We start from the raw sequence: 24,387 nt of genomic DNA, 5'->3' as shown, positions 1-24,387 counted from the left end.
TTTTATATTGAGAATCTATGACGATTTCACTTATACACGTTAACCCAGAAACAGGGTTATCGGCTTCCATTACAGCCACTGGCGGCGTTGCCGTTGGTGGTTACGTAAACCACAGCTGGCGCGGGATTGGCGCCTGTGCAACCCAAGGTTTGTTTACTAACCCTTGGTATGCCGACAATGCCAAGCGATGGTTATCTCAAGGGCTTTGTTGCCATGATGTGGTTGAGCGTTTGAAAGAGGGCGATGCTGAATTTGCTAAGCGCCAATGCATGGTAATGGATAAACACGGCCACGCGGCGTTTATCAATGGTGAAGAGAATATCGCGCACGTGGGTTCTCTTGCTTTTCAAGATCTCGCCGTCGCAGGCAACATGCTAGAAAGTGATGCGGTTATTGAAGCTTTTGCGGATTCATTTATGGCTCAGACAATGCTGAATGCCGATCAAGTGAGAGCAGGGGACAAACCTCAATATCGTGATAACTACGAAGCAAGGTTAGCGGAAGTGCTCATTACTGCACTAGAAGCCGCATTGGAAGCGGGTGGCGATAAGCGCGGTACGTATTCTGCTTCGCTTCGTATTGAAAGCTACACGCAAGCGCCGATTGATATTCGCGTTGATTGGTCTGACGATAGTTTGATTGAAGACATGAGAAAGGTACTGAGCCGCGTACAAGCGCCGAGCTTCCAAGAGTTTCTCAACGGATTGCCGAATCAATAGTTTTTCTGAGATTTGTTCAGAGACAAAAACAAAAAAGCCGAACAGCGTATCACTGTTCGGCTTTTTCATATCTTAACGAGGTGAGGGATTAGTACTTCACTTCGTAGTTCAAGTGGAAGCGGCGACCCGGTGCGTTGTAGTAACGCGAGTTGTTACGCTCTGATTGCGCGTACGCCGTCATGTAGTCTTCGTTGAATAGGTTTTCTACAGCGAAGCTTAACGTACCGAACGGAAGATCGTAGTCCACACCAGCGTTTGCAACGAAGTAGCTGTCTACTGCGTATTTCGCGCCAGAAGTGATTTCATCTTCTTTATCACGGTTGCCTGAGTAAACCAGCGTCATGTTGTAGCGACCGAATTCGTAAGCGTCGTAACTGATAACAGACGTTACTTTCAATGGTGCGATACGCGTGCCGTCTAGTGGTTCCCAACCGCTGTCTTCGTTAAGTTTACGCTCACCTTCTTGCCAAGAAATTGTGCTGTCTGTACGAAGGTTAGCAAGAATGCTGTAACCAAGCGTTGCTTCCGCACCCCAAACTTTTTCTGGTGCACGAGTACTTTCTAGCGCATCGCCTGCTTCGTTTACGTTCAGTGTCGAACCTAGGTCAGATTCGCTGTAGAACGCAGCAAGAGAGTAGTCTGCTTCACCAAGGAAACCGCGCACACCCACTTCGTAGTTGTCAGTAGTAATTGGCTTGATAGCACCTTCAACGGTTGAGCTGTTACCAGAACGAATGTCACGTAGTGCTTCGTTCGTTGACATACCTTGCGCGAAAGACGCAAACAGCTGGTGGTTGTCGGTCAGATCGTGTGTCACACCAATGTTGAATAGGAACTCGTCAAAGTACGGATCACCGCCTTGAACTTGATCACCTGCATTGTTGTGCGTGTTACCTACCGTGAAATCATCCACGCTTAGACGTACGTACTCGTAACGGATACCGTAAGAAAGAACCGTGTTGTCGCTTACGTCAGTGATGAACTGTGCGAATGGTGCGATAGCAAACTGCTCTACATCCGGTGTGTTATTGTAGAAACCGACGCTGTTTGGCTGTTTGAACGACTGTTGTTCAACGTCCATACCCCAAGTCACGAATGCCCAATCAATTTGGCTAGAGATGTTGGCTTTCACGCCGAAACGATCAAAATCTGTCTCGTTGTGGCCGTATAGCGTTTGACCAAAGGTTGGAGAATTTGGGTTCTTGTCTTTCATCGCAAGCGTGAACGTCTCAGTGTCCTGAGCCATCCAGTAACCCGTTACGTCGAGCATACCTAGGCTAAAGCCCAGATCTTGGTAACGCGCTTGGTAGTTAGCGAACGTACGTGTCACGTCATTTGGTTTCGCGCCATCTTTGCCTGCTACGCCGTTGTTGTAACCTGGGCCACAGTGAACCGCTTCTGCAGGTTTGCCGTTAGCTGCATCGCCATTTGCTGCACACCAGCCGTCGTTGTCAGTAATGTTACGAACGCCAACAGTCAAAGTCAGTGAACGATCTTCGTCGATGTTACGGTTCCAAACGCCGTTTACGTTTAGGTTGTCCATGTCATCTTCGTTGTTTACCGAAGGTAGGCGGTCACCGTTAGCATCGTAGCTGCCGCCACGTTGCTCGTAACCCAGACCTAAACGCCATTGATCTTTCTCATCACCGCCAGTCGCTTCTTGGTACACGTTCCAAGTGAACGCATCGCTACCAAACTCTTGGAAGCTTGTGCCAACTTTAGTGCGGTATTCTACTGCGCCTTCTTCTGGCATTTTGGTGATCACGTTGATGATACCGCCCTGTGCGCCAAGGCCGTAAACCGCAGAACCACCACGGATAACTTCGATACGCTCTACGTTTTGTGGATCAATGGCCGACAACTCTTGGCCGAAGTCTAGGAAGCTGTTGTTTTGTGCAACGCCGTCAATCAGTAGCAGAACACGACGACCACGGATTTGGTTTTGACCTTTGCTGCTCAGGTTACCGTGAACAGAAGTACCCATACCCGGAACCAACGTTGAAAGCACATCGTTGATGCTGCGGCTTTGGTTTAACTGAGACTGAAGTTGTTCTTGATCGATAACGGTCACAGAGCGAGGAACGTCGTTAAGCAGCTGTTGAGAACGGCTTGCGGTAACAACCATTGTTTCCATTGCTTGGACTTCGTCGTTACTTTCTGCTGAAACGCCGAAAGATGAAAGAGTAATTGCACTTACCACTGCAATATTTAGCTTAGATAGTTTGAGTTTCATAACTTCCTGCAACTAAAAGTTGTCTTTTATAAACTTGTTAATAAATCGATTTAGCTAGCGATTATTGAGCACTTTGTAATTGCGTGGTAGTCTAGCACGCAAAGAAGTAATGTAAATATCAATAATTATCATTTGTCATTTAATGAGCAATTTTACTGCAGTCGTTATCATTTCAATAATTAGTCAAATGCTGTCTATTCAGCTTGCTTATGCAAGTGGATTAAACGCATCAGTTGTCGATGATCTAGACCATACGATATCGACGTCGAATGTGACCCATTTTCCGCGTGTTGCAAGCGTGTCTACTTTTGGTGCAGAGCTAGTAATGGCAATGGGTGAGAAGCCTGTTGGTGTATCCGATTATCCTGGTGGTTTTCCTCCTTATCTCTCTGCTTTAAATGACGTGCCAAGTCTTGGTAATCGTTCAAGAACCAGCTTTGAAGCTTTGTACGATGTTAAGCCAGATTTGGTCGTTGGTTTGGGGCGAATGTTAGAGCCTTACTATCAGCGCTTCGTCGAAATCGCACCGCCTCTCGGTTTTGATTTGATTACTTTAGAAGACAGTTTTTCTGCGGTAGAGCGTGCAAGCATGGCAATGGGGCGAGAAGAGCAAGGAAAATCACTAAACATGTGTTTTCAGGCTTTTCTTGATGAAATGCAATTAAAGCTCGGTAATAGACAGTTTTCTGGTTTATTTCTGACAAGTGCAGGCGTCACTCCGCGAGCATACTACTCACACTTTATGTCCGTCGCTCTTATGGAAAAATTGAATATCCGAAGTGCGAATGGTGACTCGCCGTACGCGACGAAAACGCCTTTTTCTGGGCAAGTGGGTCTTGAGTGGTTGGTGAAACTCGATCCCGATGTGATTTTTATGTACCAGAACGCCGAGCCACAATTTACCGAATCGAAAATTTGGCAAAGCCTAAAAGCGGTGAAGAACAATCGAGTTTACTTGGTTGATATGACATGGCGAGAGCCAGAAGGGCCGCTTTCACGAATTTGGGTTGCGATGGATATCGCCCACAAAGTGTATCCCGATCTTTTCCCTGCGCCTTCTGTTGAACGAGTTTATGAGGTGATCAATGGCTCATGTTCTTAGGATAACCAAACCAAGTGCGGTGATGGTTCGCAGTTTGGCGACGGCTTTGTTACTAGCTGTGGTTTATGTGTCTTTGTCGAGTGGCATTTACCATTTTGATGCCCAGCAGATCATGGCGTTTTTGATTTCTGATTCAAGCAGCCAAGCATCTTTAGTGTTTTGGGAACTACGTTTACCTCGCACCTTAATCGCACTCTTTGGTGGGGCGGCGTTGGCGGTATCCGGCTCGCTCATGCAAGACATCGTTCGCAACCCGTTAGCGTCTCCAAACCTGACCGGTGTGATGTCTGGCGCAGCGCTTAGCGTGTTGACGGCGACCATGTTTTTGCTGCCATTGCCAACGTTGTTTTGGGGGATAGTGGGTGGTTTGCTTGGCGGTGCCATTACCTTATCCATCAGTTGGAAACAGGGCGTCACACCAGCGCGTTTGGCGTTAGCTGGTATTTCTGTGAGTGCGTTTTGCCAAGCAGCGGTGACCTACATTCTGTTGTCGGATCGCGTAGACAGTGAGTCACTGTTTTTCTGGTTAACGGGCAGTAACGCAGGCGCGAATTGGTCAGTGTTTACGCCGCTTATCTACACCGTCATTCCTGCGTTTATCTTGCTTGCGGTTACACATCGACAGCGTAGTTACTTACTACTGGATGACACGGTTGCTCGTGGTCTAGGTATCGCAATTAACCGTTATAGATTGGCGTTTGGTTTTGTTTCTGTTGTGCTTACTGCGGTTGCGGTTGGTGCATTTGGTCCTGTTGGTTTTGTCGGCCTTGTTGCCCCTCATCTCGCTCGCATGATGGGGTTGGGGCTTGGCGGCGCAGCTGTGATTGGTGCGGCACTCGTCACCGCAGCGGACCTTCTTTCTCGAACCCTACTTATGCCGTTGGAAATTCCTATTGGCGTCATTACCGCGACATTAGGTGCGCCTTGGTTTCTTATGTTGATTGTCCGTAAGCTGAGAGGGAATTAATGAAAACACGTTTCCTATTCCCTTGCTTGGCATTGCTGGTGTTTGCTCCTGCGTTGTTTATCGCCTCTAACTCAGAGCTTAGACAAGCAGGCGAGCTGTTTATTACTCATGGTACTTACCACCCATTTTGGTCGCTAACCCTACCAAGGTTTTTGCTGGCGATAATGGCAGGTATGATGCTGGCAGTATCAGGCTTATTGCTGCAAACCACCCTTAAAAACCCGTTGGCAGACAGCGGTATTTTAGGTGTGAACGCTGGTGCTTCTCTTGGTGCCGTTTGTGCGATTTTGCTACCTGCTTGGTTTAATTGGAATATCACCACAGAAAGCGCGTTGTTGCTGTTCTCAATGGCGGGAGGTTTGCTCAGCGCGATTCCTGTTTTGATCGTTAGCAGAATCGGAAATACCAGTCTCACTCTACTCACAGGTGTGGCGATTACGGCGATTCTTGGTGCGTTGAGTTCGGCGCTGATCTTCACTATTGGTCAGGGTAAAACCGACATCGCATTGCAATGGATGGCGGGTGGTATGTATGGACGAGGTTGGGAGCAAGTAAGTTATCTTCTGCCTTGGTTCTTGGCCTGTTTAGCGTTCATTGCTTTGGTGTATTTGCCACTAAAATGGGTACGCTACGATGACGCGATTTTGCGTGGTATTGGTATCAACGGTGCTTTGCTGCGTTTGGGGATTTTATTAGGCACGGTATTTATTACTGCGCCTGCCGTTTCAGCGGTTGGGCCGATTGGTTTTGTGGGATTGGTGATTCCGCACATTGCACGTTTGCTCAGTGCGAATGATCCTTTGCGAACCATGTTCACGACTTTGATTTTCGGCGCTGGCTTCCTCGCACTTTCAGATGTTTTAGCCAAACACTTACTGTTCCCAACCGAAATTCCAGCGGGTGTGATTACCGCACTGCTTGGTGTGCCATTTTTCCTCTTCTTGTTAAGGAAACACTCATAATGACCCTATCTTCAAAAGGGCTTGAAGGGCAATCGCTCACCTCAGGCTACAACGATACGATGATCTTGAACGATGTGAACATCCGTCTTCAAGAAGGTAAGGTAACGGCGTTCATTGGCCCAAATGGGTGCGGTAAAAGTACGCTGATGAAGACCTTAACCGGTGCGATAAAAGCGAAAAAAGGCGACGTGACTTTTAAAGGCAAAGCGCTTAACCAATGGAAGCTTAAAGATCTCGCTAAGCACATTGCGATTCTGCCTCAACATCCTACGGCACCAGAAGGTGTCTTGGTTGAGCAACTTGTTGCGCTTGGTCGTGTTGCTCATCGCAAGTGGTATCAGGGCAACAGTGAGCGTGACCAAGAAGTGATTACTGAATCACTTGCTTCTGTCGGGTTGGCTGGTTACGAAAAGCGTGTAGTGAGTACATTGTCGGGTGGTGAGCGTCAGCGCGTTTGGCTGGCGATGTGTTTGGCGCAAGAAGCTCAGTGGTTATTGCTGGATGAACCAACCAGTTATCTCGATTTAGGTCACCAACTCGAGCTACTCGAAGTGCTCGATAAGTTGAACAAGGAACGCAACTTAACCATCGTTTATGTTCTCCATGAGCTGAGCCAAGCTGCACAGTTCTGCGATGAACTGGTACTAATGAAAAAAGGTCAGATCTTAAAACAGGGAGCGCCTTTGGATGTGCTCACTGAATCGACCCTTGAATCGGTGTTTAAAGTGGAAGGGAAAATGGAAGTCATTGATGGCTACGTTTACTGTTTACCAAAAGCTTATGTTCGTGAGGAAGTGCGTTAATGGAAAACCTGTTTAATCAGTTTCGTACTTTGGTGGCTTTGCCTGAGAATGTTAAAACGCTGAGTATCAGTGAGCAGCAAGCCATCTTGAATCGACACGAACCTTTCTTCCGCTTACGTTTTGTTGAACAGCCGAAAGGCACTAAAGCCAGTGAATGGTTTGAGCGTGAGTTTCCTGCCGTTGTGCAAGATTACGCAAACTCTATTGAGGCAAAGCTGCCATTTGCCGTGCCTATCTGGCAGAAAGTGTTCAACGCAATTTTGCTCACGTCGCTGGTCGGTCACCGTGTAGTGTTTGATCGTGTGTTGCAGTTAACACTTGATGATCTGTATCTCACCATTGGTGAAGACCATCGTGTCGCAAGCATTGAGGTGTCGAATGCGACGCCTTTCTTTGCTCTTGAGGCTGGCAACGAAAACGCAATGCAAGTGGAATCGGAACTGGCCTTAGACGAGAAACTCGCGCAAGTTATTACGACGCTCTCTGAGCCATTGGTGCCGTTGTACAAAAAGCAGAAAGTTAGCCCGAAAGTGTTTTGGGGAAATGCCTTGTACGCGTGTGATTTGGCGTTTTCTAAACTTGCGCATCAGCCATTAGCCAATGACACGTTAGATCTGGACGTGCAAGCGGCGTCAGAGTGGCAACAAAACCTATTTAACGCGGTAACACCAAAAGGCGGTGAGTTAAACGCAGTGAAAAAGGTGACCTTTAATGGTTTTCAAAAGCTCTATGTGAGAAGAGAAACGTGCTGTCTGAAATACAAAATTGAAGGTAAAGACAAGTGCTCAACCTGTAACTTGCACGATTCAGAAATCCAAGAAAATATCATGCGTAACAAGCTGCTTAGTGCCATCGCATAGCTTTGCCTGCACCGCTTGTTGATATCCCTTCTTTCATCGGCGATTTTCCAATTGAGAATCGCCGTTCTAAATCAAGCCATACGCTTTTAAAATCACAATCCCTACGGTACAAGTCACTGTTGAAAGTACGGTCGTTAAAGCAATGATGTTCGCTGCTAAGACGGAGTTTCCTCCCATCGAACGTGCCATAACATAACTTGCTGCCGCCACAGGAGAGGCGTTCATAAAGAACAGAATGCCAAGCTCAATCCCTCTAAAGCCAACTAAATACGCGCCTGTGGTAATCACGATAGGAGCAACGATCAGTTTGTAGCTGCTAGCAAACCAAGACGGTCCTTTCTCTTTCTTCATCAAACTTAAATCGAGTGAGCCACCGGTACACAAGAGGGCAAGGGGAAGCGTCATCTTCGATAGATAGTTACCGGCATCAATCGCCACATCCGGAACCGGAATCGACAGAAGGTAGAACACCATGCCCGAGACAATTGCGATGATCAGTGGGTTGCGCGTTAAGGTTCTTACCATCATTTTGGCGGCTTGAGAGCCAGACGTTGCGCCTTTTGGAGACAAACAAATCACGGCTTGCACGTTATAGATAAAGGTGGTTACAGCAACATAAAGGGCGGCAAGAGCGACACCTTGTGAGCCGTAAGCGTTCGCCACATACGCAATGCCGATGATGCCCGTATTGGCGCGAAAGCCACCTTGGATTAAAACGCCTTGGTCGGGTGATGATTTGAAGAACACTTTAACGGAGATAAAAGTGAAGATGAAAAACGCGATGCTGGCAACAATGCCGTAATTGACGAAGCCGCTGGCTGCGGAGAAATCGTGCTCAGACGCGACGATACTCAAGAACAACATCGCAGGTAGCGTGACCTGAAATACCAGCTTAGAACCGACTTCGATAAAGTTGTCGTTGATAAGCCCAATGCGTTTGAAGATAACGCCCAATACCAGCATTAAGCAGATGGGGCCAGTGATCGACAATGAGAATTGCAACTGATGTAAAACAGCATCCATGAGTGTATCCGCAGCAAAAGAAAAGAGTTTTATAATTGTCATACAATTAAACCACAACTCAATCTTGGGAGACAGTAGGGTGGTGAAATTTTCTTCAGTTATTGTGGGGTTACTGGTGAAAGGAGAGGAAAACCAGTCTGGCTTGTATCACCAGACTGGAAGCAAACTCTAAAGCAGAATTACTTTTGAGCGTTTGAAAGGAGGTAATCAGGCCCTGCTGTTTCCGCCGTTACTACAGACAGCTTGCTCGTATCTGCACCAACACCTTGGTATTGAGTAAAGCCTTTCATTTGTTCGCTTTTTGGTAGTTCTACCGAGTAAGAAGCGATTTGTTCTGCGTTAGTCACCGTGCCGACGTACACTTCGTTGTTGTAAGTAGGATTCACCAGCGGCAACTCTTCTGTCGCGCGTACGCTAACGAATTGCTCTTGCTGGTGGTTATCAACCACGTTGCTGTCGAAGTGAACGTCCACGCCAGCGAAAATGTTCTTTACTTCACTGTTGTTGAACAGGCTCACACGGTGCGTTTGGTTGCCGTAGACAATGCCCCATTCCGTATCCACAAGGGTGTTGTTACGAATGGTGATGTTCTTTGGTGTCCATTGCTTGTTGAGCTCTTTGCCTTTCACTGCTTGGTCTAGCTTCTCGCCGTTTGCTACATCAATTATGCCGGTATTGATCACGATGCCGCCGCGTAGATCCGCATTGCCTTCAATCTTGCCATCACGACCGCGTGTGCCAGTGATGTAGTTGTTCTCAATCACGTGGTCTTCATCGTAAATACGCATACCGCCAGTCAGCAGTTTTTCATTACCTAGAATCACGTTGTCTTTCACCACGTTCGCTTTACCGTGACGAAGAGAAATCAGAGAGGCACTTTCAAAGATGGTGTTGCCAGAGATTTCATTGCCGCCTGACTTAATCGAAATCAGCTCACGCTCACCATCCATATCAATCATCAGGTTGTTGGTGAACTTAGAGTTTGATGCCCATTGAGAAGATTTAGAGTCACCAATTCGAATCGCTTCCCAGCTGTTGCCGTTGTAGCGAATCGCTTCTTTGATATCGAATTCATTGAACTGGTTTGGTTTTTGGTCCAAGAAAATGTTGTTAGCAATAAGGTGGTTATCTGGTGTGTCGTCTTTTTGTACGCCAATTAAGGTGCCGCGCTTTTGCTTACCTTCAAAACGGTTATTGATCACCTTGCCATCTTTACCCCAAAGTGAAACCCACAAGTATTTCGGGTATTCAGAGCGACGTTCGTCCGGTTGGTATTCGTAAGCGTGGTTGAAGTAGTAGAACGTAGAGTTTTGCAAAGTGTTGTTGTTACCCATCATACGCACGCCACCGAAACGTTCAGCAGGGCCGCCTTCGGTAAATACCAAACCGTCGACAGTGATGTTGTTACCTTCAAGGCGAAGCTGAGCCAAACCCGTCAGCCAAACGCTGCCAGGTTGCTCCGCCTTGATGGTAATGTCGTTGGTTTTTACCGTGACGATATCAAGATCTGCGTATTTACCCGCAGGAATCGTGATTGTTGTACCGCCTTCGGCATTCTCCATCTGTTGTTTCAATGCTTGCACAGCGTCTGCTGATTGCGCTTCAAGTGCGCTGCCATCTACTGTGTTTAAGCGATCCGTAGCAAGCAAGTAATCGCGAGTGATGTCATTCACTGCGGTTTCAACAACAGCGGGAGCCGCAGCTTCCGTAGTTTGAGAAGGTGAAGTGTTACAACCTACTAGGGTTAGGGCAGAAATGGACGCGGCAACCACGCCAGCAAGCATTGTTTTTTTCATAATGTATCTCTTTGTAGAAGCACAAAAAGCGGTTGAATACTCAACCGCTTGTTTCTCGTTATGAGTTCTCCGTTATTGGAGCCCCCTCAGAAGCGCGCTCTGCGTTGCCATCGACTGCTCTCATCAGCGCCACGCCGACGCCAAGAACAATCACACCACAGAACACGAAAATCATGCGTCCCCAGAATGGGTTAGGCAGTAAGAACATCGCCATCACACCCACACCAGACACCGCAATCAACGAACCCAACATTTGGCGTTGTTTGTTATCCAGTTTTTTCTGTTCCGTTGAGTCAGAAACCAACGGTGTTGCTAAGTTATTGAAGAAGCGGTCAACGTCTTGTTGGCGTTTCTCTTCAAGCGGTTTGTAGAACAGTGTCGATAGAGCAAAGAAGCCTGCGGTAAACACCAAGTGACCAATCAAACCAACCGCAACTTTTAGATCTGACCATTCACGACCTGTTAGAGGCTGAAGATCAAACCAGTTTTGAATCATTTCCGGTGTGATGACAAAACCAACCGTGTAAGACACGATGCCACCTACCACCAATGTGCCCCAGCCAGCCCAGTCCGGTGTTCTCTTGATGAAGAAGCCACAGAACGCAGGAATCGTCATTGGGAAACCAATCAACGCGCCAACGTACATCATGGTGTCGAACAGGCTCAGACCTTTTAGCGAGTTGATGAACAGGGCAATCAAGATGATCGCGATGCCGAAGAAGGTAGAGGTGATTTTCGATACGATCATCAGCTCTTTTTCTGTCGCGTTCGGGCGCAGAATCGGCAAGTAGAAGTTCATCACGAAGATGCCTGAGTTACGGTTCAAACCTGAGTCCATTGACGACATCGTCGCTGCAAACATCGCTGAAATCAGCAGACCAACCATGCCAGCTGGCATGTATTTCTCAACAAAGTACAAGTAAGCAAAATCACCTGCTTTTGAACCTGCATCTGGGTAGTGCGCCGATAGGTCGACACCTTGGCTTGCAATGAACCAAGAAGGGGTAAACCAAATCAATACGCCCACTGTCATTAGTACACACGCAAGTAGTGCAGCTTTCTTTGCGTTCTTAGAGTCTTTTGCCGCTAGGTAACGGTGACAGTTCAACATGTTGTTGTTGATAGAGAACTGCTTTAAGAAAATGAACACTGCCCAGATACCAAAAATACTGAGGTAGTTCAGGTTGTTACCGGTTACGAAAGACCCGTTTTCTTGAACAGGGAAGTTCGCAATGATTTCTGTAATACCGCCGCCTTTTACGACCGCAACCACTGCACACGTCACCGTTACTGCCATGATGATGACCATCTGCATAAAGTCAGATGCGATAACCGCCCAAGAGCCGCCCGTTACGGACATCATCAGTACCACTAAACCCGTGATCCAAATGGTGGTTGTCATATCGAAGCCGAAAATGCCCGATGCGATGATCGCCAAACCATTCAACCAGATACCCGCAGAAATCACACTGCTTGGCATGCCAGACCAAGTGAATACTTGCTCGTTAAAGCGACCAAAGCGCATGCGAATCGCATCAATCGGCGTGATAACGCGCAGCTGGCGGAATTTCGGTGCGAAGTACAGGTAGTTCATTAAGTAACCGAACGCATTCGCTAAGAAGATAGTCGCTACAGCGAAGCCATCGGTGTACGCTTTACCGGCCGCACCAGTAAAGGTCCAAGCACTGAACTGGGTCATAAACGCCGTTGCGCCTACCATCCACCACAGCATGTTGCCGCCCCCGCGGAAGTAGTCACTGGTGGTACTTGTAAATGTTCTAAACATCCAGCCTATCGCAATGAGGAATAGGAAATAGATGCCAACAATCAGGGTATTGAGTTCCATTTTTCGACCTTCTCATAGTCATTGATTTCTGCCAGATATATTATCCGTTTGATTATTTATTTGTACTACAATAATTCAATTGTGTGATGAGGTGATTAATACTGGAAATCTGCTTGACCCAGTACATTCTTCTGCTTCTATCTGCACGAACTGATGGTTGTGAACTTAAAATCGATTATTCAATAACTTATGATGATTTTTGTCAGTATGGAACCCCGTTAATTACATTCGCTTATCGTTTCAACAAGAAACTTTGGTTATACATTTTGCTTATTTTGTATGATTATTTCTTTGTTAAATTCGCTGGTTATTTAATGTCTCAACCGCAACGGACTTAACAAAAAAGTAAACAAATAGACCTGAGTGATAAGGGAAGAATGAAGCGGCTGTGTACAACCGCTTCATAAGGTAGATTTAGCTTTCGGTTACCGCTTGTTGGGTTTGAGTACCGTTGTCGTCAACCGCTTTAACAAGTAGTAGACCAACGCCACCAACAATGGCACCACACAAGATGAAGACTAAGCGTCCCCACATTGGGTTTGGTAGTAGCGCCATCAGCATTACGCCTACACCAGCGACTGCGATAAGTTTGCCAAGCATTTGACGTTGCTTGTTATCAAGAACTTTCTGTTCTGCAGATTCAGCAACAAGTGGTGTCGATAGATTGTCGAAGAACTTATCTACGTCTGCCTGACGTTTCTCAGTTAGAGGCTTGTAGAACAGCGTTGATAGAACGAAGAAGCCACCCGTTAGCGTAATGTGGCCAACTAGACCAATCGCGACTTTAACGTCTGACCATTCACGGCCTGTAAGCTGTTCAAGACCGAATGCTGAAGAAACCATGTCAGCAGTGATAACAAAACCAACAACGTAAGAGACAAGACCACCGACAATCAGCGTGCCCCAACCAGCCCAGTCTGGCGTTTTCTTAATAAAGAAGCCTAGGAATGCAGGGATTGTCATTGGGAAGCCGATCAAGGCACCAACGTACATCATGGTGTCGAACAGGCTCAGGCCTTTTAGTGAGTTGATGAATTGCGCAACCAGGATGATGGCAAGACCAAATACCGTTGACGTAATTTTCGATACCGTTACCAGCTCTTTCTCTGATGCTTGGCCACGGCGAATCACTGGTTCGTAGAAGTTTTTAACGAAGATACCAGAGTTGCGGTTTAGACCTGAGTCCATTGAAGACATGGTCGCGGCAAACATTGCTGCTACGAGAAGTCCAACCATACCCGCTGGCATGTACTCTTGTACGAAGTAAAGGTAAGCGAAGTCGCCTGCTTTGCTGCCTGCATCTGGGTAAGCCGCTGATAGGTCTACGCCTTGACCAGCAATGTACCAAGAAGGCATGAACCAAATGAATACACCGCCTAGCATTAGAACACATGCTAGCAATGCCGCTTTCTTCGCGTTTTTCGAGTCTTTTGCTGCAAGGTAGCGGTAAGAGTTCAACATGTTGTTGGTAATCGAGAACTGCTTAACAAAGATGAAGAACGCCCAAATGCTAAAGATGCTTAGGTAGTTCAGGTTGTTACCAGAGACGAAAGAACCGCCTTCTGCGACAGGGAAGTTACTGATTACTTCAGTAATGCCGCCGCCTTGAACGATCGCAACAACTGCACAAGTAACTGTTACCGCCATGATGATCACCATTTGCATGAAGTCAGACGCGATAACTGCCCAAGAGCCACCCGTCACTGACATCATCAGTACCACCAAACCGGTAATCCAGATGGTTGCTGTCATATCAAAGCCGAAAATACCAGAAGCGATGATCGCCAGTGCATTCAACCAAACACCAGCAGATACCACACTGTTTGGCATGGAAGACCAAGTAAAGACTTGTTCGTTCGTGGTGCCGAAACGCATACGAATCGCTTCAATTACCGTTACTACACGTAGCTGGCGGAACTTTGGTGCGAAATAAGCAAAGTTCATGAAGTAACCGAATGCGTTTGCTAGGAAGATAACCGCAACCGCGAAACCATCGTTATAAGCTTTACCAGCAGCACCAGTAAACGTCCATGCAGAGAACTGCGTCATGAAGGCCGTTGCACCAACCATCCACCAAAGCATGTTGCCGCCGCCTCGGAAATAGTCACTAGTCGTATTGGTAAACGTTCTGAACATCCAACCTATTGCAATTAAGAATAGAAAGTAGATGCCTACAATAAGGGTATTGAGTTCCATCTTTAGACCTTTTGATCGTTATTTAATGTCTTGAGGCAATACTAACTATCAGTTTGCTTATTTGTAGTACAATAACTCAAAAGCGTGACGAATGATCCGGAATGGGTCATTTCAATAATCATACAAGTGATCATGATCGGATATTGACATTGCACTCAAAAGGGGAAGGGTGCACCAAGTCAATATCACGAAAACTTATCAATGACTTTGGCGTGCACTCGATTGGTTCAATAGCGTTTATAGCCTTAGTTAATAAGGGTTATAACGGCGTAAGAAGGTGTGAAGTATTGTCAGATTTGTATGACTATTTCAGGTAAAAAAACGCCCACGACATGCCTGTAATGCGTGGGCGAAAAACGGTATTGATACCGTCTGAGCCAAGGGCTCTGTTGGATTGCAATAGAACAGTGAAACGAGGTTCTGGATGTAGCTGAAAGATACTCGAGGGGTATATCTCTCATCGCTGCTAAGCACGTTACGCTGTAAGATCTTCGACAATCATTGCAAGGTTCAACAAAGCTAGGCTCTGTAAAGTGTTGTTATGATATGGGAGCAACTATACCAATCGACACAAGTCATCATACTCGTCTGATCGATCTCGGCGCTTTACTTATGCCGATTGGTATTAAACATTTCCCACTTAAGTAACTACTCCTAAAAACTCAATTAGTCATAACCAGTTAAGCGTTTTCCTTGGCTTGCTACCTATTGATAGCGAAACCAGGCTGTTGATTTTTCTCTATAACTGTCTGTTACAAAAGACAAACTGCTACAGCCACTTAAGTCCAATGAGAACCACAACCGTTGGAAGCAATAACAAGCTGCTTAGAACCATCAAGACTTGAGCAACAGCGAGTAGGGATGACAAAACAGTATTCTTCAATGTCGAAAGTTTCACTGGTCGCATCCATCTTGTTCGCTGTACTTTGCTTCTGTTGCTATTGCTATTTCTTCTACTTACTTAATTCTTCTACCCACTTATGTCTCAGCCTGACATAAGTGACCTCTGCTTATATAGCCTCGGCCTTTCTCATTTCATCTCTATAACCAAGCGATGCTTAACCTGTTATTGGACTCTATGTAGAAAAGGACAGAGCGAAAAAGTACGCGTCAATAGCAATTTGATGTTCTGTGTCTCAAAAACTTGAAATGATTATATTGTATGACAAATAAAAATGAACTCATTTGGTACAAAAATATGCGGTAGAGCACATTTTTAGCCTAAATATTAAGACAATTAATGAGCCGTAAATGTTGGTAATATATTTAATATCAATAAGTTAATGTAAACTTTGGTGGTTGTAACAAAGTTTGATAGCGTGGATAAATCATACAATTAGATCTAATTCACAGAACGCTCAAAATCGGCTGGGTACTATATTTGTAGTATTTTAACTCAAGATATAAGGCCGATAATAATGAAACCCCTACGACCTCTACATCTAGCAACCTGCCTCAGCGCCATTCTTTTCAGTGCTAACACTCTTGCTGCAGACTTTGTGTTCCTTGATGAAGCAACGCTTGAACAAAACCGCGCTGTTTTACAGTCAGATAAAGCGAGCGATTCAATGAAAGACGCGTACGACCGTCTTATTGAAGAAGCAGAACTGGCGATGAAAGATGGCCCGTTCACGGTAACAGCGAAAGGTATGACGCCACCAAGTGGTAGCAAAAACGATTACATGAGCATCAGCCCGTACTGGTGGCCAGATGAATCGAAAGAAGATGGCCTTCCTTGGGTTCGTCACGATGGCAAAACCAACCCAGCCTCCAAAACAGCTGAAACAGATTCTAAACGTATTGGTCACTTCACTCGTTCTGTTCGTGCATTGGCATTGGCTTATTACTTCAGCCAAGACGAGAAATACGCAAAACAAGGTATCGAATACGTTCGTACTTGGTTCATGAATGATGAAACTAAGATGAACCCGAACGTGAATTACGGTCAGGGCGTACCTGGTCGTGCAGAAGGTCGTCGTGGCGGCATTATTGATACACGTACTCTGGCCGATCGCATGCTGGATTCGATCGCCATCCTTTCACTTTCTCCTGCTTGGACGGATAAAGACGAACAGCAAATCACGCAATGGTACGGCGAATACCTAGATTGGTTGATTGTTGACGACCTATCAGGTGGCCCGAAAGGCGAAGCTGCTGCGGCAAACAACCACGGCACTTGGTATGACTTCCAAGTCGCCAGTATTGCTTACTTCTTAGGTAATGAGCCTCTCGCAAAACAGATGGTTCAAAAAGGCAAGATGCGCGTAGACACTCAGTTCGAAAAAGACGGCTCTCAGCCTCATGAAATCGAACGTACTCGTGCATACCACTACCACTACTTCAGTTTAGATCCATTGGTCGGCATCGCTCAAATCGGCGACAAAGTGGGCATCGACCTATGGCACTACCAAAACAAGAAAGGTGGCTCATTAGCGCAAGGTATTCAGCTAATGGCGACTTATCAAGATCCTGCGTCTGACTGGCCATACACCGCGAAAGACAATCCACGCCGCGTAGAGCGCATGACACCGATTTACCTAAAAGCAGGTGTGGCGATGGAGAAACCTGAGTGGGTGAAACTGGCAACCGAAACTGACTTTAGCCGCTTCACAGTGAAGAAGAACTTGGCAGAAGTTTGGGCTCAGCGCGATATCGAATTGCTTTACCCAAAACAATAAAACCCTAAAAAGGGCGGCGTGTATGCGCGTCGCCACTTTGAAATACAATTTATTTACAGTGGAACATTACTATGACTTCTAAAAAACAAATTGCTTTAGCGATCGCGACAACCCTTTTTGCAGGTAGCATTTCAGCCGCGTCACTAGACTTCCGTGAAGAATACAAACACGATTCAGAGCAGTGGGCAGGTCGTATCAAAATTGGTGGCAGCACAGGTAACCATTACTACGGCGTCGAGATGAAGCACACTGGCAACTTGAGCGAGCTTCAGCGTGGTGATAGCGAATTCGAATACGGCTACCACTTCAAATTTGATAATAACTGGCGTGTAACCACATCGATGCCAATTACCTTTGGTGACGAAGCCGTAACGTACAAACCTCAGGTTCGTGTTCAATACAAATTCGATTCTGGTATCACAACCAAGCTTCGCTACCGTCACGAGTTCCGCAACTACGCATCTGGTAAAACATCAACAGGTCTAGACGGTAAACAACATGATTCACTGAACGCGAGTAAAATCACGGGTAACATCGATTACAACTGGAACGCTTGGCAATTTGGTTTTGAAGCAAACTACAAAGAAGATTTCTTCAGCGATGAGTGGAAGCTAGGTAACCGCGATGGTAAGTACGAATGGGACTACAACTTTAAACTAGGCTACAAAGAGAAAGGTTGGGATTGGCGTCCATACGTAGAATTCGGTAACGTTCAATGTAACAGCTCTTGTGATGACAGCTCATCACGTCAGCTACGTAGCCGTGTTGGTGTGACGTACAGCTTCTAATCCAAGCCACAAATAAATTAAGATTCTTTCCAATAGCCCGCCCCCGAAGCGGGCTATTTTTGTTTTCGAACAAGGTCAGGCTCAGACCTAAGACATGCCAGTGAGCTTTTATTGCTAAAATTGTCATTAATGATTTGGCGAACGGATAAGCTCATGGTGGGTAAAATACTTTGCATCGTCCTGTGTCTTTGGTCTTTCTCTCATACCAGTGCCGCATTGGAACTCTCTCCTTTAAAGTCTGATCCCTACGTGGGGGATTTAGATACCCTAAAGGAAAAGAAAGCCGTTCGTATTTTGGTGTCTGCTGATCTGGGTTTTTATTACATCCAAAATGGTAGGCCGAAAGGCATTATCTCTGAGCTTATTTATGAATTTGAACGCTATTTAAGGAAGAACAAAAAGGCGATCAACATTCAGGTTATTCCGGTCGCAAGAAACGAACTCATCCCCAAATTGATTGCCGGTTATGGTGACGTCATTATCGCGAATCTAACCATTACCAATGAGCGTAAAGAGCAGATTGCATTTAGCGATCCGGTGAGAGAAAACGTCTCAGAAATCATTGTTACCAACACCAGATACTCAGACATCAAAACCGTGGATGATTTGAGTGGACTGGATGTTTGGGTGAGAGAAAGCTCGAGTTACCATAAGAGCCTAACCAAGGTAAATAACTACTTCACGATACAAAACAAACCGCTGATTAATATCTTATTTCTTGATGAGATCATGCAAGATTATGAGGTCTTAGAAATGGTCAGTGCGGGCATTATCGATATCACCGTGCTCGACCGCCACAAGACGGGGATGTGGGGGAATATCTTTCCCGGCGTGGCATTCCATAATCAAATCACCATCAGAGAAAATGCCCAGATTGGCTGGGGAATACGACAAGATTCGCCTCAGCTAGAAGAGGCAGTGAACAAGTTCATCAAGGAAGTGCGCATAGGAACTTTGTTCGGCAATGTGGTCAATGAAAGGTATCTCGAAAACGACAAATGGTTGAGAAAGTTCCTTAACCGAGACAATGCAGTTCGTTCTAAAGAATTGTTAGATATCTTCTACGCGTATTCTCAGGAGTATCAATTCAACCACCTGTTGATGCTGGCTCAGGGCTTTCAAGAATCCGGATTGAACCAAAACGTCATTTCTCACAAAGGGGCGGTGGGCATCATGCAGATCTTGCCGACTACGGCGAGAGATAGAGCCATCAACATTTCCAATATCTACGAGAAAGAACCCAATATTCACGCTGGTTTGAAGTACATGCATTATCTTCGAAAGTACTTCTTTAACGATGACAACATCAGCGACAACGACATCATTTACTTCTGTCTTGCCGCTTACAATGCAGGGCCGGGTAACATGAGGAAGATGAGAAGAATCGCCAAAGAAAAAGGGTATGATCCCAATGTTTGGTTCGGCAATGTGGAAGTGGTGACGCGGCAATACATCGGACTAGAACCGATACGCTATGTCAGCAACATTAACCATTACTTTATTGCCTACAAGCTGCTAGAGAGACTCAACAATCGTCGTAGCGAACTCGAACCTTACCTTCATCCGCCATACAAACTCGAAACCATTAAGCTCTATTACTAACGAGGTAGTGGTCATCGGCAAAGACATTCGCAAGATAGCTTAAGCACAATAAAAAAGAGGAGCGCTGTGCTCCTCTTGGGTATTTATTGCATTGCTTGAGACGATTAAGACACTTCTTGCGCTGCTGGTGCTCGGCGCTTGTTCCCCAATAAACGTTGCCAATTGAGCGGCATCATCGGCAGCACAATCAGGATGATCCCGAGCGCGGTAAACAGGTCGGGTATTTCATCAAACCACATCACGCCAAACAGTGTTACAAACGCCAGTCCGGAATACTCAGCCAATGCAATCTGGCTTGCTGGTGCACGCTTAAACGCTTTGACCACCAAGGCGTGGTAAGCAAGTACAAACAAGTTAATCGCCACAATCCACATTAGGTGTTGCCATGTAATGGCTTGCCATTGAGGGTAGGCGAGCAATAAAGCGACTGGTAATGTCATTAACGTTGTCCAAAACAAGGTGCACACCAAAGGCTGCTCTTGTGGCATACGGCGAATAAGGATGTTGCCCACACCGATGGCAAGCGCACTGCCGAGAGCAATGATCGCGGCCCAATGAAAATGTTCAGGACGAAGCACAATTAAGACGCCACCAAAGCCAATCAAAGTACCAAAAATCTTTCCTTTGGAGGGCTTTTCTTTAAGGAAGATAACCGAGAGCGGCAGCACCAATAGTGGACCGACATAGAAAATCGCATTCGCTGTCGCCAATGGCAGATGCGTGATCGCTACCATAGCGCTGGCACTGCCTATCAGAATCAATTGCGCGCGCCAGAAGGTGATCCAATCGCATCCCATTTGACGTTCTCGTTTATCCAAACGAAGCCAAAGAGGTAACAGCAACACCAGACTGATTAATTGGCGAATAAAGACGTATTGAAAAGTGGGTACTTCGCCATTAAGCATTTTGAGGGACACGTCGGAAAGGGACGCGACCAAGTTCGCCGCCACCAAAAGGAAGATGGCGCTAGAGACATCAGATTTTTTCATATTGGAATGGCTAGAGAGTTAAAGACTCAATCGATAAAGGGTACCGATGGTGGTTTTTCCTTGAGGAGTAATGCGAGTTTTTTGTGCCAACAACAACTCTGCCGTCGCAACCGCATCCGCTAGCGCATTGTGTCCGTTGTACTCAGGCAAGCCATAACGAGCGCGAGTGCCAGAGAGAGTGACATCAATTTCGTCACGAGGATTAATCGCTTTCTGTAGATGTTTTTCAATGCACATGGTGTCGAGCCAAACCAAAGGCGGTTCGCTGAGTTTAAACACACGATGTAGATACTGATTGATGAACTGGGTTTCGACCACACAAGCGTGAGCGACCAAGATCTTGCCTTTGGCAGCATGGAAAAACGCTCGCATGGCATCATGGATTGAAACGCCTTCGGACAGCATTTGCGGCGTAATATGGTTGATCACCGCGGTTTCTGGCTTAATTTGCGAATCACTATTGATGTACATGTGTTGGCTGGTGGCCAGATCCACTTTGCCATTCGCAATGTCTACCCAACCGATCGACAAAATCAAGTCTTCTTCACTGTCTAAGCCGGTCGTTTCCAAATCCAGCACAATGTAGTTGGCGTCTTGTGCGAATTGCGTTGCTTCCAGACGTGGCGTTTGAATCAGCGCTTTGATGTGCTCTGGCATGGTAGTCTGTTTCACGTATTGCTCGCGCTTTCGATTCAGACGCGAGCAAGGATGAAAGTGTTCTAGGATTCGCTTCATTAACGGCTCCCAAAACGCACTTTCGCCGCTTCTTGCAAGTCAGCAATAATACGGAAGGCGTCTTTCAGGTGCTGGCGTTCAAAGCTACCGAACGTATTTGGGTCGATGTGGTTATTTGGCTCTTCACCACGTTTTAGCGCTTCTAACTGATGACCAAAACGGAACGACAAGATGAACTGGTACGCGTTAAGGATGTTCTTGTATGCATCTTCACTTAATACGCCCGCTTCATTCGCGGCTTTAAAACGCTCGTCGGTAGCCGTTAAATCACACTCAACCGCCAAACCGTAAATGCGCGCCAAATCGATGATCAGATTGATGGCGTATTTCTTCACATCGAGCGTCTTCTTGTTCTCACCCGACTTCTCCAAAACCAAACTGTTGAAGATGCCCAACGGGGGATTGGTGTTCACCGCATCGTTCACTAGCATGGAGAGGAACTCACGGTTGCTGCGAATGTTAGTATGCAGTTCATCTCGCAAGATGCTCTCGTAATCTTTATTGCCGTAAAGGGTACGAATTTCTAAGAACACGCTGATGTTTAGTAAGCGCTCGTATTCTGGGTTGGCAACCCATTTCTTGTAGTACTTCTTCCAGACGCTTAGAGGTTGGCACCACTTTGGCGTTGCAGCCATAAATTTGCCAGGACACAAAGGGTAATCACAGCTCGCAAGGCCGTTACTGACGATCATAGCAAGGTGCTTGAAGTAAATTCGGTCGTTCTCTGTCGCGTGGTCAGCAAGGACAATCGCGCTGTCTTGATCCGACAACATGTGGACTTCGTTACGAGCGTGAGAGCCTGCCACAATCCATGAGAACTTACATGGAGGTGGACCAAGCTTATCAATCGCGATTTGAATCAAACGGCGCGTGTAGGCATCCATGATCATCGTCATCACTTTACCGATGACTTCCGGTGAAACGTGCCCATCCACCAAAGCTTCAAAGATCGCTTGACGCTCTGGGGTAAAGCTCGACAGGGATTTCACGCTGCCTGCGTATTTGATTTTCTCGATCAAGAAGATGGCTTGCACACGGTGGTTTTGCACAAGGTGTGTCGTAGTCAGTACGCCGACGACCTTGTTGTTTTCCACTAATGGCAGGTTGCGAATATTGTGCTGCATCATCATCGATGCGGCATGCAAGACGAGATCATCCGGTTTGATGGTTTGCGGATCGTGGGTCATCACTTCAGAAATAGGGCGGTCAGTACTTACCCCTTGTGCGATAACGCGCTTGGTCATATCGCGGTCGGTAATCAAGCCTACAATTTTGTCGTTCTCGTAAACCACGGCGCATGGCGAGCATTTGGTTAGCATCTCGTTTGCAACGGTTTGAATCGACTGGTCGGAAGTCACCACTGCAACGCGACCGCTGGCAACCTCACCAACGCGGCGAATGAACAAGCCTTTCTCTTTGTTTGACCACACCACATCCAGCGCGGATTTCAAACGAACTTGCGCTTGAGAAGCAAAGTGTTCTGCACATTCAGGGTGGGTTTCGAACAGTTTTTTAAGCGCCGAGTTGGGAATCACATAAACCAGTGAGTTCTCAATCGCAATGGCACGGTAGCCTTTAGTGCTGTCGATTTGGCTGCCAAGAAAGGTGAAGCCAAAGATGTCTTCTGGTCCTAGTTTCGCACGTAGCACACCATCAGACTTTCTTTGCTCCATGGAGCCAGTACGTATGATGTAGAGTGACTTTTCTTGGCCTGTCACGCATTGGTCAATGACTTCACCTTTGCCCAGGTAAGTAATCTGCACGTGCGATGCGAGTTCACGTAAAGCGGGTTTTGGGATCTTGTCGAATGGGTCGACTTGCCCAATAAATTGCAGGATGTTTGGCAGCAAAGATTCAGTCATAACACAGCACTTTAATAAAGTTAATTTGTATTATTATATATCCAAATTTAATCAAAGTATCACTGGATTAGAAGTTTTTTGTGGGGATAGAGAGGATTCTGGCTAAAGCAAGAGGGGGAGTAGAGACAAAAAAGCACGCGAAGGACGCGTGCTTTCAATGGTTTGCCGCTGAACTTATTTTACTGGCGCTAAGCGGTGCTTAGAGTCTAATAAGTGATTCGCTGATGCTTGGCGCGCTTTGTCAGAGTTACCTGCCATGATTGCATCGTAAATCTGACGGTGTTCTTTGATACAAGTGCTGCCTTCTTCCGAAGAGTGCGCAATAAAGTTAACGAACATCGTCGTCAGAATATTGCCGAATGGTAGGTAGAAGTCGTTACCTGTTGCATTGAAAATCAGGCTGTGGAAGCGAGTGTCCACTTCCATCCATTTTTCATGATCAAACTCTTCCGCCTCTGCAACGTCGACCATCTGTTGGAAAGTTTCAGATAATTCAATACGTTGTTCCGCAGTCGCGTGGATAGCAGCAAGTGCACATGCCTCTGGCTCGATCGCACGGCGTAAACCAAGGAATTGGCCACAGAACTGGTCAGTATCTGCAAGACCGTCCATCCATTCAATCAGCTGAGGATCTAAGAAGTTCCAGTAAGCGCGGTTGATGACGCGAGTACCAACTTTAGGACGCGACTCAAGTAGACCTTTCGAAGTTAGCAATTTCACTGCTTCACGTAGTGCAGTACGGCTGATGCCAAATTGCTCACAAAGAACCATTTCGCCAGGTAGGATAGAGCCCTGAGGAAGCTTACCAGACAAAATACCACGTGCGATTTCACGCGCTACTTGCACATGAAGGCTTCGCTTAGAGCCTGAGATAGAATGAAATTCGCCAGACATAATCTTCACTTAATTACTAAATATGTATTATTTAAGCCGTACTATAGCACTCTTGTCCCCACCCACCAAGCAGATGTGAACGTAATATAAGAAGGTTCACATAACGCGTGTTTTCACTAGACACAATCAATGATTGCGTTGACTTGACCGCTTCTTCAATATCGTTTTTATCGCTATCAAGTTGTTAAATTATTCATACAAATAATAGCTGTAAAATCCTACTTGTTGTGACCCAAACCACAAATGCAACGCAAAACTGACGAATTTTGCCGGATCTCGCTCAATTGGGCGCAAATACGCTTGCGACCGAAAGATCTTATTGTATGATTTAT

General features: G+C 46.3%; 18 protein-coding genes. 9 read left to right on the top strand and 9 right to left on the bottom strand.

Features of this window, described 5'->3' with window-relative positions; genetic code table 11:
* The first annotated feature begins 17 nt into the window (after window positions 1-17).
* Entirely contained in the window at window positions 18-719 is a 702-nt protein-coding gene (locus tag KIT90_RS21050) for a DUF1028 domain-containing protein (RefSeq protein ID WP_020195670.1), read from the top strand.
* An 88-nt stretch (window positions 720-807) separates the two neighbouring features.
* Here KIT90_RS21050 and KIT90_RS21045 read toward each other — a convergent pair whose 3' ends face one another.
* Window positions 808-2,952: a TonB-dependent receptor gene (locus KIT90_RS21045; RefSeq protein WP_039987915.1), complete on the bottom strand. Its 2,145-nt coding sequence runs from the start codon at window positions 2,950-2,952 to the stop codon at window positions 808-810.
* Window positions 2,953-3,094: 142 nt separating this feature from the next.
* Here KIT90_RS21045 and KIT90_RS21040 point away from each other — a divergent pair, with 142 nt between their 5' ends.
* From KIT90_RS21040 to KIT90_RS21020, 5 genes are read left to right on the top strand one after another with little or no spacing between them, the layout of a single operon-like run.
* Window positions 3,095-4,054, top strand: coding sequence for an ABC transporter substrate-binding protein (locus KIT90_RS21040; protein WP_285378534.1), 960 nt, complete (start codon window positions 3,095-3,097; stop codon window positions 4,052-4,054).
* On the top strand, window positions 4,038-5,021 hold the full coding sequence (locus KIT90_RS21035) for an iron ABC transporter permease (RefSeq protein ID WP_285378533.1): 984 nt from the start codon (window positions 4,038-4,040) through the stop codon (window positions 5,019-5,021). The genes KIT90_RS21040 and KIT90_RS21035 overlap by 17 nt, the downstream gene beginning before the upstream one ends.
* Window positions 5,021-5,983 carry an iron ABC transporter permease gene (locus KIT90_RS21030; protein ID WP_199437307.1) on the top strand — a complete coding sequence of 321 codons (963 nt, stop codon included), beginning with the start codon at window positions 5,021-5,023 and terminating at the stop codon, window positions 5,981-5,983. The genes KIT90_RS21035 and KIT90_RS21030 overlap by 1 nt, the downstream gene beginning before the upstream one ends.
* Window positions 5,983-6,786, top strand: a complete 804-nt coding sequence (locus KIT90_RS21025) for an ABC transporter ATP-binding protein (protein WP_009705685.1) — start codon at window positions 5,983-5,985, stop codon at window positions 6,784-6,786. The genes KIT90_RS21030 and KIT90_RS21025 overlap by 1 nt, the downstream gene beginning before the upstream one ends.
* The gene (locus KIT90_RS21020; protein WP_285378530.1) at window positions 6,786-7,646 is read left to right on the top strand and encodes a (2Fe-2S)-binding protein; all 861 of its coding nucleotides are present in this window, start codon (window positions 6,786-6,788) and stop codon (window positions 7,644-7,646) included. The genes KIT90_RS21025 and KIT90_RS21020 overlap by 1 nt, the downstream gene beginning before the upstream one ends.
* Before the next feature lie 66 nt (window positions 7,647-7,712).
* Here the strand turns inward: KIT90_RS21020 and KIT90_RS21015 are convergent, their stop codons facing one another.
* From KIT90_RS21015 to KIT90_RS21000, 4 genes are all read right to left on the bottom strand, one after another.
* Window positions 7,713-8,669 carry an AEC family transporter gene (locus KIT90_RS21015; RefSeq protein WP_285378529.1) on the bottom strand — a complete coding sequence of 319 codons (957 nt, stop codon included), beginning with the start codon at window positions 8,667-8,669 and terminating at the stop codon, window positions 7,713-7,715.
* A gap of 179 nt (window positions 8,670-8,848) precedes the next feature.
* A complete protein-coding gene (locus KIT90_RS21010; protein ID WP_285378526.1) occupies window positions 8,849-10,465 on the bottom strand; it encodes a polysaccharide lyase 6 family protein in 1,617 nt (538 codons plus the stop codon).
* Between the two features lie 58 nt (window positions 10,466-10,523).
* Window positions 10,524-12,311, bottom strand: a complete 1,788-nt coding sequence (locus tag KIT90_RS21005) for a transporter (protein ID WP_041055056.1) — start codon at window positions 12,309-12,311, stop codon at window positions 10,524-10,526.
* 414 nt (window positions 12,312-12,725) lie between these two features.
* On the bottom strand, window positions 12,726-14,507 hold the full coding sequence (locus KIT90_RS21000; protein WP_270051041.1) for a transporter: 1,782 nt from the start codon (window positions 14,505-14,507) through the stop codon (window positions 12,726-12,728).
* A 1,418-nt stretch (window positions 14,508-15,925) separates the two neighbouring features.
* Between KIT90_RS21000 and KIT90_RS20995 the strand changes: the two genes are divergently transcribed.
* The 3 genes from KIT90_RS20995 to KIT90_RS20985 all read left to right on the top strand — a co-directional run bounded on the left by KIT90_RS20995 (window position 15,926) and on the right by KIT90_RS20985 (window position 19,575).
* The gene (locus tag KIT90_RS20995) at window positions 15,926-17,185 is read left to right on the top strand and encodes an alginate lyase family protein (protein WP_032802640.1); all 1,260 of its coding nucleotides are present in this window, start codon (window positions 15,926-15,928) and stop codon (window positions 17,183-17,185) included.
* A gap of 71 nt (window positions 17,186-17,256) precedes the next feature.
* The gene (locus tag KIT90_RS20990) at window positions 17,257-17,973 is read left to right on the top strand and encodes an oligogalacturonate-specific porin KdgM family protein (protein ID WP_020195684.1); all 717 of its coding nucleotides are present in this window, start codon (window positions 17,257-17,259) and stop codon (window positions 17,971-17,973) included.
* A gap of 153 nt (window positions 17,974-18,126) precedes the next feature.
* Window positions 18,127-19,575, top strand: a complete 1,449-nt coding sequence (locus KIT90_RS20985) for a lytic transglycosylase F (RefSeq protein WP_285378523.1) — start codon at window positions 18,127-18,129, stop codon at window positions 19,573-19,575.
* Window positions 19,576-19,679: 104 nt separating this feature from the next.
* On the opposite strand, the gene KIT90_RS20980 is transcribed toward KIT90_RS20985, so the two are convergent.
* The 4 genes from KIT90_RS20980 to KIT90_RS20965 all read right to left on the bottom strand — a co-directional run bounded on the left by KIT90_RS20980 (window position 19,680) and on the right by KIT90_RS20965 (window position 24,055).
* Window positions 19,680-20,564, bottom strand: coding sequence for a DMT family transporter (locus tag KIT90_RS20980; protein WP_038875669.1), 885 nt, complete (start codon window positions 20,562-20,564; stop codon window positions 19,680-19,682).
* 18 nt (window positions 20,565-20,582) lie between these two features.
* The gene (locus KIT90_RS20975; protein ID WP_285378522.1) at window positions 20,583-21,299 is read right to left on the bottom strand and encodes a 3'-5' exonuclease; all 717 of its coding nucleotides are present in this window, start codon (window positions 21,297-21,299) and stop codon (window positions 20,583-20,585) included.
* A complete protein-coding gene (locus KIT90_RS20970; protein WP_285378520.1) occupies window positions 21,299-23,161 on the bottom strand; it encodes a putative nucleotidyltransferase substrate binding domain-containing protein in 1,863 nt (620 codons plus the stop codon). The genes KIT90_RS20975 and KIT90_RS20970 overlap by 1 nt, the downstream gene beginning before the upstream one ends.
* Window positions 23,162-23,335: 174 nt before the next feature.
* On the bottom strand, window positions 23,336-24,055 hold the full coding sequence (locus KIT90_RS20965) for a FadR/GntR family transcriptional regulator (protein ID WP_005437106.1): 720 nt from the start codon (window positions 24,053-24,055) through the stop codon (window positions 23,336-23,338).
* Between the last annotated feature and the right edge of the window lie 332 nt (window positions 24,056-24,387).

Source organism: Vibrio sp. B172a, assembly GCF_030248355.1.
GTDB lineage: Bacteria > Pseudomonadota > Gammaproteobacteria > Enterobacterales > Vibrionaceae > Vibrio > Vibrio owensii.
Note: the sequence above shows the minus strand (reverse complement) of the source record. Positions and strands in the feature narration are given on the sequence as shown.

Coding starts and splice junctions, on each gene's coding strand:
- KIT90_RS21020 (WP_285378530.1), top strand. CDS start 6,786: ATGGAAAACCTGTTTAATCAGTTTCGTACTTTGGTGGCTTTGCCTGAG.
- KIT90_RS21040 (WP_285378534.1), top strand. CDS start 3,095: ATGAGCAATTTTACTGCAGTCGTTATCATTTCAATAATTAGTCAAATG.
- KIT90_RS21005 (WP_041055056.1), bottom strand. CDS start 12,311: ATGGAACTCAATACCCTGATTGTTGGCATCTATTTCCTATTCCTCATT.
- KIT90_RS20990 (WP_020195684.1), top strand. CDS start 17,257: ATGACTTCTAAAAAACAAATTGCTTTAGCGATCGCGACAACCCTTTTT.
- KIT90_RS21000 (WP_270051041.1), bottom strand. CDS start 14,507: ATGGAACTCAATACCCTTATTGTAGGCATCTACTTTCTATTCTTAATT.
- KIT90_RS21025 (WP_009705685.1), top strand. CDS start 5,983: ATGACCCTATCTTCAAAAGGGCTTGAAGGGCAATCGCTCACCTCAGGC.
- KIT90_RS20995 (WP_032802640.1), top strand. CDS start 15,926: ATGAAACCCCTACGACCTCTACATCTAGCAACCTGCCTCAGCGCCATT.
- KIT90_RS21050 (WP_020195670.1), top strand. CDS start 18: ATGACGATTTCACTTATACACGTTAACCCAGAAACAGGGTTATCGGCT.
- KIT90_RS21045 (WP_039987915.1), bottom strand. CDS start 2,952: ATGAAACTCAAACTATCTAAGCTAAATATTGCAGTGGTAAGTGCAATT.
- KIT90_RS21035 (WP_285378533.1), top strand. CDS start 4,038: ATGGCTCATGTTCTTAGGATAACCAAACCAAGTGCGGTGATGGTTCGC.
- KIT90_RS20965 (WP_005437106.1), bottom strand. CDS start 24,055: ATGTCTGGCGAATTTCATTCTATCTCAGGCTCTAAGCGAAGCCTTCAT.
- KIT90_RS21030 (WP_199437307.1), top strand. CDS start 5,021: ATGAAAACACGTTTCCTATTCCCTTGCTTGGCATTGCTGGTGTTTGCT.
- KIT90_RS20985 (WP_285378523.1), top strand. CDS start 18,127: ATGGTGGGTAAAATACTTTGCATCGTCCTGTGTCTTTGGTCTTTCTCT.
- KIT90_RS21010 (WP_285378526.1), bottom strand. CDS start 10,465: ATGAAAAAAACAATGCTTGCTGGCGTGGTTGCCGCGTCCATTTCTGCC.
- KIT90_RS21015 (WP_285378529.1), bottom strand. CDS start 8,669: ATGGATGCTGTTTTACATCAGTTGCAATTCTCATTGTCGATCACTGGC.
- KIT90_RS20980 (WP_038875669.1), bottom strand. CDS start 20,564: ATGAAAAAATCTGATGTCTCTAGCGCCATCTTCCTTTTGGTGGCGGCG.
- KIT90_RS20970 (WP_285378520.1), bottom strand. CDS start 23,161: ATGACTGAATCTTTGCTGCCAAACATCCTGCAATTTATTGGGCAAGTC.
- KIT90_RS20975 (WP_285378522.1), bottom strand. CDS start 21,299: ATGAAGCGAATCCTAGAACACTTTCATCCTTGCTCGCGTCTGAATCGA.